The organism is Nocardioides sp. (assembly GCF_041913365.1).
Lineage (GTDB): Bacteria > Actinomycetota > Actinomycetes > Propionibacteriales > Nocardioidaceae > Nocardioides.
Window position 1 is genome coordinate 365,894 of record NZ_JAYSFM010000002.1, and the last position, 12,763, is coordinate 378,656.

Annotated in this window: 10 protein-coding genes; 7 read left to right on the top strand and 3 right to left on the bottom strand. The window is 71.5% G+C overall.

Annotated features, from left to right (window positions below; genetic code table 11):
• Window position 1 precedes the first annotated feature (1 nt).
• Window positions 2-1,255 (bottom strand): glucose-1-phosphate adenylyltransferase, encoded by a 1,254-nt coding sequence (gene glgC / locus ACE3QY_RS06775; protein ID WP_374455243.1) that lies wholly within the window; start codon window positions 1,253-1,255, stop codon window positions 2-4.
• Window positions 1,256-1,328: 73 nt separating this feature from the next.
• Here glgC and glgA point away from each other — a divergent pair, with 73 nt between their 5' ends.
• Window positions 1,329-2,516: a glycogen synthase gene (gene glgA / locus ACE3QY_RS06780; RefSeq protein ID WP_374455244.1), complete on the top strand. Its 1,188-nt coding sequence runs from the start codon at window positions 1,329-1,331 to the stop codon at window positions 2,514-2,516.
• A 213-nt stretch (window positions 2,517-2,729) separates the two neighbouring features.
• Here the strand turns inward: glgA and ACE3QY_RS06785 are convergent, their stop codons facing one another.
• Window positions 2,730-4,103: a cation:dicarboxylate symporter family transporter gene (locus ACE3QY_RS06785; protein WP_374455245.1), complete on the bottom strand. Its 1,374-nt coding sequence runs from the start codon at window positions 4,101-4,103 to the stop codon at window positions 2,730-2,732.
• 136 nt (window positions 4,104-4,239) lie between these two features.
• Here ACE3QY_RS06785 and ACE3QY_RS06790 point away from each other — a divergent pair, with 136 nt between their 5' ends.
• From ACE3QY_RS06790 to ACE3QY_RS06800, 3 genes are read left to right on the top strand one after another with little or no spacing between them, the layout of a single operon-like run.
• The gene (locus ACE3QY_RS06790; protein WP_374455246.1) at window positions 4,240-5,838 is read left to right on the top strand and encodes an ATP-binding protein; all 1,599 of its coding nucleotides are present in this window, start codon (window positions 4,240-4,242) and stop codon (window positions 5,836-5,838) included.
• Window positions 5,835-6,530 (top strand): response regulator, encoded by a 696-nt coding sequence (locus ACE3QY_RS06795; RefSeq protein WP_374455247.1) that lies wholly within the window; start codon window positions 5,835-5,837, stop codon window positions 6,528-6,530. Before ACE3QY_RS06790 ends, ACE3QY_RS06795 begins: the two co-directional genes overlap by 4 nt.
• A gap of 42 nt (window positions 6,531-6,572) precedes the next feature.
• Window positions 6,573-7,268 (top strand): hypothetical protein, encoded by a 696-nt coding sequence (locus ACE3QY_RS06800; protein ID WP_374455248.1) that lies wholly within the window; start codon window positions 6,573-6,575, stop codon window positions 7,266-7,268.
• On the opposite strand, the gene ACE3QY_RS06805 is transcribed toward ACE3QY_RS06800, so the two are convergent.
• Window positions 7,261-8,697, bottom strand: a complete 1,437-nt coding sequence (locus ACE3QY_RS06805; RefSeq protein ID WP_374455249.1) for a glycine hydroxymethyltransferase — start codon at window positions 8,695-8,697, stop codon at window positions 7,261-7,263. The genes ACE3QY_RS06800 and ACE3QY_RS06805 overlap by 8 nt on opposite strands.
• 338 nt (window positions 8,698-9,035) lie before the next feature.
• Here ACE3QY_RS06805 and ACE3QY_RS06810 point away from each other — a divergent pair, with 338 nt between their 5' ends.
• The 3 genes from ACE3QY_RS06810 (at window position 9,036) to ACE3QY_RS06820 (ending at window position 12,514) form a co-directional block, all read left to right on the top strand.
• The gene (locus ACE3QY_RS06810) at window positions 9,036-10,754 is read left to right on the top strand and encodes a nitrite/sulfite reductase (protein WP_374455250.1); all 1,719 of its coding nucleotides are present in this window, start codon (window positions 9,036-9,038) and stop codon (window positions 10,752-10,754) included.
• A gap of 173 nt (window positions 10,755-10,927) precedes the next feature.
• A complete protein-coding gene (locus tag ACE3QY_RS06815; protein WP_374455251.1) occupies window positions 10,928-11,671 on the top strand; it encodes a phosphoadenylyl-sulfate reductase in 744 nt (247 codons plus the stop codon).
• 99 nt (window positions 11,672-11,770) lie between these two features.
• Window positions 11,771-12,514, top strand: coding sequence for a sirohydrochlorin chelatase (locus ACE3QY_RS06820; protein ID WP_374455253.1), 744 nt, complete (start codon window positions 11,771-11,773; stop codon window positions 12,512-12,514).
• Window positions 12,515-12,763: the final 249 nt, after the last annotated feature.

A 12,763-nucleotide genomic window follows, 5' to 3' on the forward strand; every position in this document is an offset into this window, starting at 1 on the left:
ATCAGTCCTCGGGCACCGGCTGCTGCTTGGCGAGCACGGTGAGGCCCTCGTCGACGACGAAGCCGCGGGCGAGGTCGGCCTCCTGGTCGACGCCGATCTGGACGCCCGGCGGGATGACGACGCCCTTGTCGATGATCGCGTTGCGCACGATGGCGCCCTCGCCGACCCGGACGCCGTCCATCAGCACGGAGTCCGAGACCTCGGCGCCGTCCTTGACCCAGACCGCGGGAGAGAGCACCGAGTGGTTGACGGTGCCGCCGCTGACCACGACACCCGGCGACAGGATCGAGTTGAACGTCGACACCTTCTCGCCGCCGTGGCCCTCGACGAGCTTGGCGGGCGGGTGCGGGCCGTAGCTGGTGTAGATCGGCCAGGCGGTGTTGTAGAGGTTGAAGACCGGCAGCGGGGAGACGAGGTCCATCTGGGCGGCGTAGTAGGACCGCATGGTGCCGACGTCGCGCCAGTAGCCGCGGTCGCGGTCGGTCGCGCCGGGCACCTCGTTGTCCTTGTAGTCGTAGACCGCGGACTCCGACTTGTCGACGAACCACGGCACGATGTCGCCGCCCATGTCGTGCTTGGACTGCTCGCGCTCGGCGTCGCGGGTGACGGCGTCGCGCAGCGCATCGGCGTCGAAGACGTAGTTGCCCATGCTGGCCAGCACCTCCTCCGGAGAGTCGGGCAGCCCCACCGGGTCCTTCGGCTTCTCCAGGAACGCCCGGATCCGCCGCGGGTCGCCCGGGTCGACGTCGATCACCCCGAACTGGTCGGCGAGGTCGATCGGCTGGCGGATCGCGGCGACGGTGCACCCGGCGCCGGACTCGACGTGGTCGGCGACCATCTGCGCGAAGTCCATCCGGTAGACGTGGTCCGCGCCGACCACCACGACGATGTCGGGCTGCTCGTCGGTGAGCAGGTTGAGCGACTGGAAGATCGCGTCGGCGCTGCCGAGGTACCACCGCTTGCCGACGCGCTGCTGGGCCGGCACCGGGGTGACGTAGTTGCCCAGCAGGTTGGACATCCGCCACGTCGTGGTGACGTGGCGGTCGAGGCTGTGCGACTTGTACTGCGTGAGCACGACGACCTTGAGGTAGCCGGAGTTCACGACGTTGCTCAGCGCGAAGTCGATGAGCCGGTAGATGCCGCCGAACGGCACCGCCGGCTTGGCGCGGTCGGCGGTCAGCGGCATCAGCCGCTTGCCCTCACCACCGGCGAGGACGACGGCGAGGACCTTCTTGCGCGGGGGCGTGATGGCCATGCGTCGAAACTAGCCGTCCGCGGGGGCGCGGTCGACCTCCCTTCGGTCCTCGTTTTGGGTCTAGGTTCGGTCCATGCGGATCGACGTCCTGAGCAAGGAGTACCCGCCCGAGGTCTACGGCGGTGCCGGGGTCCACGTGGCCGAGCTGGTCCGGGCGCTGCGGGTGCTGCCCGACGTCGACGCGCGGGTGCGCTGCTTCGGCGCCCCCCGCTCCGAGCCCGGCACGACGGCGTACGCCGAGCCGGAGTCGCTCGCCGGCGCCAACGCCGCGATCCGCACGCTGGGCGTCGACCTGGCGATGGTCGACGACTGCGCGGGTGCCGACCTCGTGCACTCGCACACCTGGTACGCCAACATGGCCGGCCACCTCGCCGGGCTGATGCACGGCATCCCCCACGTCGTCAGCGCCCACTCGCTCGAGCCGATGCGGCCGTGGAAGGCCGAGCAGCTCGGCGGCGGCTACGCCCTGTCCAGCTGGGCCGAGCGGACGGCGTACGAAGGAGCGGCGGGCATCGTCGCCGTCAGCGCCGCGATGCGCGACGACGTGCTCCGCAGCTATCCCTCGGTCGACCCGGCGCGCGTCCACGTCGTCCACAACGGCATCGACACCACGCTCTGGTCGCCGGTCCCCGACCCCGACCGCGTGCGTGAGCTGGGCGTCGACCCCGACCGGCCCAGCGTGATCTTCGTCGGCCGCATCACCCGGCAGAAGGGGCTCCCGCTCTTCCTGCGTGCGGCCGCCGCGCTCCCGCCGGAGGTGCAGCTCGTGCTCTGCGCCGGAGCCCCCGACACCGACGAGATCATGGCCGAGGTGAGTGGCCTGGTCGACGACCTGGCCGCCACGCGCTCGGGCGTGGTGTGGATCGCCGAGATGCTCCCCCGGGCCGACGTCGTCGCCCTCCTGACAGCCGCCACCGTCTTCGCCTGCCCGTCGATCTACGAGCCGCTGGGCATCGTCAACCTCGAGGCGATGGCCTGCGAGACCGCCGTCGTCGCCACCGCCACGGGCGGCATCCCCGAGGTCGTCGTCCACGGCGAGACCGGCTGGCTGGTCCCGATCGAGCAGGCCACCGACGGCACCGGCACGCCACTCGACCCCGAGCAGTACGTCGCCGACCTGGCCTCCGCCCTCACCGACGCGGTCAGCGACCCCGCACGCGCACAGGCGTACGGCGTCGCCGGCCGCCGCCGGGCCGAGGAGTCCTTCAGCTGGGGCTCCATCGCCGCCCGCACCCTCGACCTCTACCGCTCGCTGACCTGACCTCGGGCCCACCTGGCCAGGGCGAGCCCACCTGGCCGGGCTGTCCAGCGGTCGGGGTAGTCCAGTGGCAGATGGCTGCCCGGAGGGCCGATCGACAACCATCTGCCACTGGACTACCCGGGCGCGACGACCATCTGCCACTGGACTACGCGGGCGGGCCGATGGCAGACGAACGCCCCGGACCGACTGCGGTCCGGGGCGTTGCGTCGGTCGTCAGTGGGTGGCGGTGGCCGGCTCCGCCTCGCGGGTGGCTGGTACGGCGGGGGCGCCGTGGTCGTCGTCGACCATCGTGGCCTCGTCGAACTGGTCCTCGCCGGCGAGCACCCGGTCGAGCTGGCCGCGGTCGAGGGTGCCGGTCCAGTGGCCGATGAGGACGCTGGCCACCGAGTTGCCGGCGAAGTTGGTGACCGCGCGGGCCTCGGACATGAAGCGGTCGATGCCGACGATCAGGCCGACGCCGTCGAGCAGCTCCGGGCGGTGCGAGGACAGGCCACCGGCCAGGGTGGCCAGGCCGGCGCCGGTGACGCCCGCGGCTCCCTTGGAGGCGATGACCATGAACAGCAGGAGGGAGATCTGCTCGCCGATCGACAGCGGCTTGTCGAGCGCGTCGGCGATGAAGATCGAGGCCATCGTCAGGTAGATCGCGGTGCCGTCGAGGTTGAAGGAGTAGCCCGTCGGCACGACGACGCCGACCGTGGTCTTCTCGACGCCGGCGTGGTTCATCTTGGCGATCAGCCGCGGCAAGGCCGACTCGGAGGACGACGTCGACACGATCAGCAGGAACTCGCGGCCGAGGTACTTCAGCAGGCTGAAGATGTTCACGCCGGTCGACAGCTTGAGGATCGCGCCGAGCACGCCGAAGACGAACACGAAGCACGTGACGTAGAAGGCGACCATGATCGTCGCGAGGCTCTTGAGCGCGTCGACGCCGGTCTCGCCGACGACCGCCGCGATCGCGGCGAAGGCACCGACCGGGGCGGCCCACATGATCATCGCGAGCACCCGGAACACCAGGCGCTGGACGTGACCGATGCCGGTGAGGATCGGCTCGCCCGAGCGACCCATGGCCTGGAGCGCGAATCCGACGAGCAGGGCGACCAGGAGGGTCTGGAGCACCTCGCCGGAGGTCAGCGAGGACAGCAGGGAGTCGGGCACGATGCCGGTGATGAACTCGGTCGTCGAGCCGTGGGCCTCCGCTGCCTGCTCCTTGCCGATGCCGGCGACGTCGTCGGAGAGGTTGAGCCCCTCACCCGGGTCGAGCAGGTTGCCGACCACCATGCCGATGGCCAGCGCGACGGTCGACATCGACAGGAAGTACGCCAGCGCGAGGCCGCCGACCTTGCCGACGCTCGCCGCGCTGCGTACGGACCCGACGCCGAGCACCAGGGTGCAGAAGATGACCGGCTGGATCATCATCTTGATGAGGGCGACGAACGTGGTCCCGATCCACTTCAGCCCCACCGCGAAGTCCGGGAAGACGAGGCCGACGACGGCCCCGAGGATCACCGCGATGATCACCGCGATGTACAGGTAGTGGGTGCGGTCGCGCCGCTGCGCGGGCGCCGCTTCCTGGTGCGTGGTGCTCATCTGGTCCTCCTGGGATCCGGGTCCCGGCGATCGCCGGCCCGACGGCAAGCGTCACCGAGCCTGTGAGCGCCGTCACCGTTCTGTTCGTTGTGTTCGTCGTCACAGGTGCCCCGACGAGTGCGGCACAATGCGCGGCATGACGCGTCGAGCCGAGGGCGAGAGCCCGGTGGCCCGCCAGATCCTGCTGCTGCAGGTCGGCGTCGTGGTCGTCCTCGTGGTGACCGCGGTGGCGCTGGCGGCGCTCGATGCGCGCCGCGACTCCCGGGAGGCGGCCGGCGACCAGGCCGTCGCCGTCGCGCGCTCGGTGGCGGACTCCCCCTTCGTGCGCGAGGAGGTGCTCACCGCCGACCCCACGACAGCGTTGCAGCCGTTCGCCGAGGAGGTGCGCCGCGACACCGGGACCGACTTCGTCGTCATCATGGACACCGACCGCACCCGCTGGACGCACCCGGACCCCGACCAGATCGGCGGGAAGTTCATCGGCGACCTCGGCGACGCGCCCCGGGGCGAGGTCTTCACCCAGGTCTTCAGGGGCACGCTGGGGCCGTCGGTCCGCGCCGTGGTGCCGGTGGTCGACGACGGTGACGTCGTGGCGCTGGTCGCGGTCGGCATCACCATCGAGCGGCTCGACCGCCGGCTGCTCGGCGACCTGCCCGGCATCGGCCTCGCCGCAGGGGTGACCCTGCTCGCCGGCCTCCTCGGCGCGTGGCTCATCGCCCGGCGGCTGCGCCGGCAGACGCACGGTCTCGGCGAGCGTGAGATCACCCGGATGTACGAGTACTACCGCGCCGTGCTCGGTGCCGTGCGCGAGGGGCTGTTGCTCGTCGACTCCGACCTGCGCGTCCAACTCGTCAACGACGAGGCGGTGCGCCTGCTGGCCCTGCCGGACGAGGTCGAGGGCCGCTCGCTCGCCGAGCTCGGGCTGCCGCCGGGGCTCGTCGCCGCGGTGGAGCAGCGCACCGCGGTCGCCGACGAGACGTACGTCCTGGGCCAGCAGGTGCTCGTCCTCAGCACCTCGCCTGCGTACTGGCACCAGGACGAGGTCGGGGCCGTCATCACCGTCCGCGACCGCACCGAGCTGCAGGCGGTCACCGGCGAGCTCGACCTGGTCCGCGGCCTGACCGAGTCGCTGCGGTCGCAGAACCACGAGTCCGCGAACCGGCTGCACACCATCGTGTCGCTCGTGGAGATGGGCCGCCCCGAGCAGGCGGTCGAGTTCGCCACGGCCGAGCTGCAGGTCGCGCAGGGCCTGGCCGACGAGGTCGTGTCGGCCGTCGAGGAGCCCGTCCTCGCGGCGCTCCTGCTCGGCAAGACGGCGCAAGCGGCCGAGCGCGGCATCGACCTCGACATCGAGGGCGAGCTGCCGGCCGAGCTCCCGGTCGCCCCGCGCGACCTGGTCGCCCTCGTCGGCAACCTCGTCGACAACGCCTTCGACGCGGTCGCCGAGACGCGCGGTGAGCGTCCCCAGCAGGTGCGGGTCGGCCTGGCGGGCGACGCGGACCGGCTGCGGATCGAGGTCGACGACTCGGGCCCCGGGATCGCCCCGGAGGACCGTGCGCACGTCCTCGACCGTGGCTGGTCGAGCAAGGCCGAGGAGGGTCGCGGGCTCGGGCTGGCGATCGTCTCGCGGGTCGTCTCCGGCCACGGCGGCCGCCTCGAGGTGACCGACTCACCGCTGGGTGGCGCCAGGTTCGTCCTCACCGTGGCGGCCGCGGACCCCGGCGGCGTCCGATGACCGTGCGGGTGCTCGTCGTCGAGGACGAGGAGGTCGCCGCCGAGGCGCACGCGACGTACGTCGGGCGGTTGCCGGGGTTCGAGCTCGCCGGCGTGGCCCGCTCCGCCGGCGAGGCGGTGCGCCTGCTGGCGCGCGAGGAGGCGGTCGACCTGATCCTCCTCGACATGCACCTGCCCGACGGCCACGGACTGGGCCTGCTCCAGCGCCTGCGCGCCGAGGGCCGCACCGTCGACGTCATCGCCGTGACCTCGGCGCGGGACACCGAGGTCGTGCGCCGCGCGGTGTCCCAGGGCGTGGTGCTCTACCTCCTCAAGCCGTTCACGTTCGCCGCCTTCCGCAGCAAGCTCGAGCAGTACGCCGAGTTCCGCGCGCGGCTGGAGAGCGCACCCGGCGACGTGGTGCAGGACGACGTCGACCAGCTGTTCGGAGCTCTGCGCAGCCGGCCGACCGGCGACACCCTGCCCAAGGGCATGAGCCTGGACTCGCTGCGCGCGATCGTGCTGGCGCTCCGGCAGCGACCCGACGGCCTGTCCGCCGCCGAGGCCGGCGCGGAGATCGGCGTCTCCCGAGTGACCGCGCGGCGATACCTCGAGCACCTCGCCGACGAGGGCCGGGTCACCCGCCAGCCCCGCTACGGAGGGGCCGGCCGCCCCGAGGTCGGCTATGTCTGGACCGGTGCCGATCCCGGCTGACCCTCCCTTGCCGCCGAGGTCCGCCGAGGCTCACCGTGGAGCATGACCCAGCCGATCCCCGAACAACCTCCACCGCTCGAGCCGGCTCGCGAGCCGGTGCCGGACGGCGTACGCGCCCAGATCCTCGCCACGGAGCACTGGGGCCTGCTGGCCGTGCGCAGCCAGACGTGGAGCGAGGTCATCGGCCGGATCACCTCCCAGCTGATGTTCACCTCGGCCTCGCTGCTGTTCCTCGCCCTCGCCGGACAGGCGATGTCCTACTCCCCGACCTTCAGGCTCCTTGCGATCCTGCTCGGCCTCACCCTCCTCGTGGCGGGGACGCTCACGTCGTTCCGCGTCCACAACGCGAGCCAGGAGGACTACCTCTTCATCAAGGGGATGAACCGGCTGCGTGCCGGCTACGTCGACATCGACCCCAGCCTGGCGCCGTACTTCATCACCGGCCTCCACGACGACGAGACGGGGGTCGGCCTGACCTACGACATGGGCATCACCCGGCGCAGCGCCAGCCAGGTGCTCGCGAGCTCGGCGATGTTCATCGTCGTGGTCAACACGCTGGTGGCAGCCGGTGTCGCCGCGTTCGTGGCCTGGCCGCTCGGCCCGTGGCCGACGGCGATGGCCGGAGCGGTCGTCGGGACCGCCCACTTCACCGCCTGGATCGCGCTCGGCTACCGGAGCTGGCAGGCCAACATCGACCCGCTGCTGGTGCGGTTCCCCACGCCGGACCGACTCAGCTGAGGTTCAGCCCCGGGTAGAGCGGGTGCTTGTCGAGCATCTCGGCCGACTGCGCGGTGACCCGGTCGGCGACTCCGTCGCCCAGGACGTACGACGCCTTGCTGGGCTCGCCGGCCTTGGTCGTGCCGGCCTCGGTGTTGGCCAGCACGTCGACGATGAGCTCGGCGACCTTGTCGAACTCGTCGTGGCCGAAGCCGCGGGTGGTGAGCGCGGGGGTGCCGAGCCGGATGCCGGAGGTGTACCAGGCGCCGTTGGGGTCGGACGGGACCGAGTTGCGGTTGGTGACCACGCCCGCGTCGAGCAGCGCCGACTCGGCCTGGCGGCCGGTGAGACCGAAGGACGACACGTCGAGGAGCACGATGTGGTTGTCGGTGCCGCCGGTGACGAGGTTCGCACCGCGGGTCAGGAAGCCATCGGCGAGCGACTTGGCGTTGTCGGCGACCTGCTGGGCGTAGGCCTGGAACTCCGAGGTGCGGGCCTCCGCGAGGGCGACCGCCTTGGCGGCCATCACGTGCGAGAGCGGGCCGCCGAGCACCATGGGGCAGCCGCGGTCGACGTCGGCGGCGAACTCCTCCTGGGCGAGCACCATGCCGCCGCGCGGACCGCGCAGCGACTTGTGGGTGGTCGTGGTGGTGATGTGGGCGTGCGGCACCGGGTCCTCGTCGCCGGTGAAGACCTTGCCCGCGACGAGGCCGGCGAAGTGGGCCATGTCGACCATGAGCACGGCGCCGACCTCGTCGGCGATCTCGCGCATCTTGGCGAAGTCCACCCGGCGCGGGTAGGCGGAGTAGCCGGCGACCAGCACGAGCGGCTTGAACTCGCGGGCCTTCGCGGCCACGGCGTCGTAGTCGAGCAGCCCGGTCTCGGGGTCGGTGCCGTACTGCTGCTGGTGGAACATCTTGCCGCTGATGTTGGGCCGGAAGCCGTGGGTCAGGTGGCCGCCGGCGTCGAGCGACATGCCCAGCAGGCGCTGGTTGCCGAACTCGTGGCGCAACGTCTCCCAGTCGGCCTCGGAGAGCTCGTTGACGTTCTTCGCCTGCATCTTCTGCAGGTAGGGGGTCTCGACCCTGTTGGCCAGGATCGACCAGAACGCGACGAGGTTGGCGTCGATGCCGGAGTGGGGCTGGACGTAGGCGTAGGGAGCCCCGAACAGCTCGCGGGCGTGCTCGGCGGCGAGCGCCTCGACCGTGTCGACGTTCTGGCAGCCGGCGTAGAAGCGGTGGCCGACGGTGCCCTCGGCGTACTTGTCGCTGAACCAGGTGCCCATGGTCAGCAGCACGGCCGGGGAGGCGTAGTTCTCCGAGGCGATCAGCTTGAGCGAGCCGCGCTGGTCGGTGAGCTCCTGGCGGGTGGCGTCGGCGATGCGGGGCTCGACCCGGCCGATGACCTCGAGGGCCTGCGTGTACGCGCTGCTGATCAGGGAGTCGGTCATGGGCGACAGCCTAGGGGTCCGCGAGGTGACCCCTGAGTACGGTCCGTGTGACCTGGACCGCACGCATCTGCGGTTCCCCGCCTGAGCGCGGCGCCCGTGTCTCACATCGTGGCACCGCATCCCACATGACGAGATTTCGTCTTGTGGAACGGGCGTCCACTCCCTGAGACTTCTTGACATGGTCAGCGCCTCCACCCACGCACACCTTGTGGTCCGACGTCACGTCGACCTCATGCGCGTGGGCAGCGCGACCTGTTGGCATCGCTGACGCCGCCAGAAGTCCCCTCCGCGCTCAACGTCGCGCGCGGCACTCCTCAGCGAACAGGAATTTCCTGATCATGCCCGACCTCAGGTTCAAGCCCCAGGCAGCCCAGAGCACCGAGATCCCGCGTCCCAAGCGCGCCGAGGGCCAGTGGGCGCTCGGCTACACCGAGCCGCTCAACAAGAACGAGCAGTCCAAGAAGGACGACGACCCGCTCAACGTCCGGGACCGCATCCTCTACACGTACTCGCGCCGCGGCTTCGACTCCATCGACCCGGCCGACCTGCGCGGCCGCTTCCGCTGGATGGGCCTCTACACGCAGCGCGCCCCGGGCTTCGACGGGGGCAAGACCGCCCAGCTCGAGGAGGAGGAGCTCGACGACCGCTTCTTCATGATGCGCGTCCGCACGGACGGTGCGATCCTCGACGCCGCGGCGCTCCGTGCGCTCGGCGAGGTGTCGACGGCGTACGCCCGCAACACCGCGGACATCACCGACCGCAACAACATCCAGTACCACTGGATCGAGATCGAGAGCGTCCCGGCGATCTGGGAGCGCCTCGAGGCGGTCGGCCTGACCACCCTCGAGGCCTGCGGCGACAGCCCGCGCCCGTTCCTCGGCTCACCGGTCGCCGGCATCGCCAAGGACGAGATCATCGACGGCTCGTCGGCCCTCGACGAGATCAAGCGCCGCATCCTGGGCAACCCCGACTTCTCCAACCTGCCGCGCAAGTTCAAGACGGCGCTGACCGGCCACCCGAGCCACGACGTGGCCCCCGAGGTCAACGACGTCGCCTTCGTCGGCACGGTCCACCCCGAACACGGTCCCGGCTTCGACCTCTGGGTCGGCGGCGGCCTGTCCACCAACCCGATGCTCGCCCACAAGCTCGGGGTCTGGATCCCGCTCGACGAGGTCGCCGACGCCTGGGAGGGCGTCGCCGGCATCTTCCGCGACTACGGCTACCGCCGGCTGCGCTCGAAGGCGCGGCTGAAGTTCCTGCTGGCCGACTGGGGCAAGGAGAAGTTCCGCGAGGTGCTGGAGAACGAGTACCTCCACAAGGCGCTCGTCGACAACCCCTCCCCCGAGTCGCCCGTCGTCCCCGGCGACCACATCGGCATCCACGAGCAGAAGGACGGCCGCTTCTACGTCGGCGCCGCCCCGGTCGTGGGCCGCATCGACGGCACCACGCTGAGCGCGCTCGGCGACCTCGTCGAGCAGTACGGCGCCACCGGCGCGCGACTGACCGCCTACCAGAAGCTCGTGGTGATCGGTATCGCCGCCGAGGACACCGCAGCCTTCGCCGACGACCTCGAGAAGATCGGCCTCACCGCCCGGCCGAGCGGCTGGCGGCGCTCGACGATGGCCTGCACCGGCATCGAGTTCTGCAAGCTCGCCATCGTCGACACCAAGGAGCGCGCCCGCCGCCTGGTGACGGAGCTGGAGAAGCGCTTCCCCGACCTCGACACCGACATCTCGGTCAACGTCAACGGCTGCCCCAACGCCTGCGCCCGCACCCAGGTCGCCGACATCGGGCTCAAGGGCCAGCTCGTCATGGACGAGAGCGGCCAGCAGGTCGAGGGCTTCCAGGTCCACCTCGGCGGCGCCCTCGGGCTCAACCCGGCGATGGGCCGCAAGCTGCGCGCCCACAAGGTGACGAGCGCCGGCCTCGACGACTACGTCACGCGGGTCGTGACGGCGTACCTCCAGGACCGCACCGACGGCGAGCGCTTCGCCGCCTGGGTGGCCCGCGCCGACGAGAAGCTGCTGCGCGGCGAGCCCGAGCCGGCGTTCGCCTGATGAGCGAGCGCGCGCATGTCTGAGCGAGCACAGCCCTTCCACTGCCCCTACTGCGGGGACGAGAACCTGTTCCCGCAGGAGGGCGCGGGAGCCTGGGAGTGCCGCTCGTGCTTGCGCGCGTTCACCGTCCGGATGACCGGCATGATCCGACACCCTGCGAACGGAGGCACGTCATGAGCCTCTCCACCCGCGCCGCCCGCGACTTCAAGGGCACGCACACTGAGGGACGTACGTCCGAGGAGCTGCGCGAGCTGGTCTCCCACGTCGGCGCCGAGCTCGAGCTCGCCCCGGCCGAGGTCATCATCGAGTGGGCGGTCGCCACCTTCGGCGACCGGTTCGCGGTGACCTCGTCGATGGGCGACGCCGTGCTGGCGCACCTCGCGTCGAAGGTCGCCCCCGGCATCGACGTGGTCTTCCTCGACACCGGCTACCACTTCATCGAGACCATCGGCACCCGCGACGCCGTCGAGGCCACCCTGCCGGTCAACCTGCGCACCGTGCGCCCGGCGCAGACCGTCGAGGAGCAGGACGCGCAGTACGGCAAGGACCTCTACAAGACCGACCCCGACCTCTGCTGCGCCCTGCGCAAGGTGACGCCGCTCAACGACACCCTCGCCGAGTACGACGCCTGGGCGACCGGCCTGCGTCGCGCCGAGACCCACAACCGGGTGATCGCGCCGGTCGTCGGCTGGGACGCCCGCAAGGGCAAGGTCAAGGTCTCCCCCCTCGCCCGCTGGAGCGACGAGCAGGTCGAGCGCTACATCGCCGACAACGGCGTGCTGGTCAACCCGCTCGTCCACGACGGCTACCCCAGCATCGGCTGCTGGCCGTGCACCCGCCGCGTGGCGCCCGGCGACGACCCACGCAGCGGTCGATGGGCCGGCACCTCCAAGACCGAGTGCGGCATCCATGCCTAGCTCACGCCACGACGTTCACCACCGGGACGACAGCGCCGTCGCACCCGCAGCACCCCCGAAGAAGCACCGCACCACCACACATGATCGGAGGCACCCCTGATGGCTGCTCCTGCTCTGGTTGCCCTGGCCCACGGAAGCCGGGACCCGCGTTCGGCCGCGACGATCAAGGCGCTCGTCGCCGAGGTCAAGGCCATGCGTCCCGACCTCCGTATCGAGACGGCCTTCCTCGACCTCTCCAAGCCGACGTTCGACACGGTCGTCGACCGGCTCGTGAAGGCCGGCCACGAGGAGATCGTCGTGGTCCCCCTGCTCCTCACCGAGGCCTACCACGCCAAGGTCGACGTCCCCGAGGCGATCGCCGCTGCGATGGCCCGCCACGAGGGCCTCAAGATCCAGGCCAGCCGGATCCTCGGCATGGAGGCCGCCTTCCTCGAGGTGCTCGACGTCCGCCTCCGCGAGGCCCTCAAGCAGGCCAGGGTGCGCGAGCTCGACGCCCTCGTCCTGGCCGCGGCGGGCTCCTCCGACCCGCTCGCCAACCAGGCCGTCGCCCGGATCGCCCGCACCTGGGGCGCGCGGCACCGGCTGCCGGTGACCGCGGCGTTCGCCTCGGCCGCTCCCCCGGCCGCCGGCGAGGCCGTGCGCGCCTTCCGCGCCGAGGGCAAGCGGCACATCGCCGTCGCCTCGTTCTTCCTCGCGCCGGGCAAGCTGCCGGACCGCGCCGCCGAGCTCGCCGTCGAGGCCGGCGCGGTGGCCGTCTCCGACCCGCTGGGCGCCCACCCGGCGGTGGCCCGCGCGATCCTGGCCCGCTACGCCGTCGGCGCGGTCGAGCTCGTCCCCGTGTGAGACGAGCAGCGGCGTGCGAGGCACGAGCTCGACGCGTGGGCTCGGCCAGATTGAGCAAGCGACGCGACTGAGGCACGAAGTCGCACGAGCGCGTCGAAATCTAGGCTAGGTGCTTGAGCGCCTCACGGCGTGACAGCCCGCTCAGGCGGTCGTCGTGGGGGGGGGCGGACCGGGCGGCCCCCCCCCCCCGCGGGGGGGGGGGGGGGGGGCCGGGCCCCCCCCCCCCCCCGGGCGCGCGAAATTGGCGCG

What these genes read in the sequence shown, in the direction of transcription:
- glgC (WP_374455243.1), bottom strand. Translation starts at nt 1,255, where the DNA reads ATGGCCATCACGCCCCCGCGCAAGAAGGTCCTCGCCGTCGTCCTCGCC.
- glgA (WP_374455244.1), top strand. Translation starts at nt 1,329, where the DNA reads ATGCGGATCGACGTCCTGAGCAAGGAGTACCCGCCCGAGGTCTACGGC.
- ACE3QY_RS06785 (WP_374455245.1), bottom strand. Translation starts at nt 4,103, where the DNA reads ATGAGCACCACGCACCAGGAAGCGGCGCCCGCGCAGCGGCGCGACCGC.
- ACE3QY_RS06790 (WP_374455246.1), top strand. Translation starts at nt 4,240, where the DNA reads ATGACGCGTCGAGCCGAGGGCGAGAGCCCGGTGGCCCGCCAGATCCTG.
- ACE3QY_RS06795 (WP_374455247.1), top strand. Translation starts at nt 5,835, where the DNA reads ATGACCGTGCGGGTGCTCGTCGTCGAGGACGAGGAGGTCGCCGCCGAG.
- ACE3QY_RS06800 (WP_374455248.1), top strand. Translation starts at nt 6,573, where the DNA reads ATGACCCAGCCGATCCCCGAACAACCTCCACCGCTCGAGCCGGCTCGC.
- ACE3QY_RS06805 (WP_374455249.1), bottom strand. Translation starts at nt 8,697, where the DNA reads ATGACCGACTCCCTGATCAGCAGCGCGTACACGCAGGCCCTCGAGGTC.
- ACE3QY_RS06810 (WP_374455250.1), top strand. Translation starts at nt 9,036, where the DNA reads ATGCCCGACCTCAGGTTCAAGCCCCAGGCAGCCCAGAGCACCGAGATC.
- ACE3QY_RS06815 (WP_374455251.1), top strand. Translation starts at nt 10,928, where the DNA reads ATGAGCCTCTCCACCCGCGCCGCCCGCGACTTCAAGGGCACGCACACT.
- ACE3QY_RS06820 (WP_374455253.1), top strand. Translation starts at nt 11,771, where the DNA reads ATGGCTGCTCCTGCTCTGGTTGCCCTGGCCCACGGAAGCCGGGACCCG.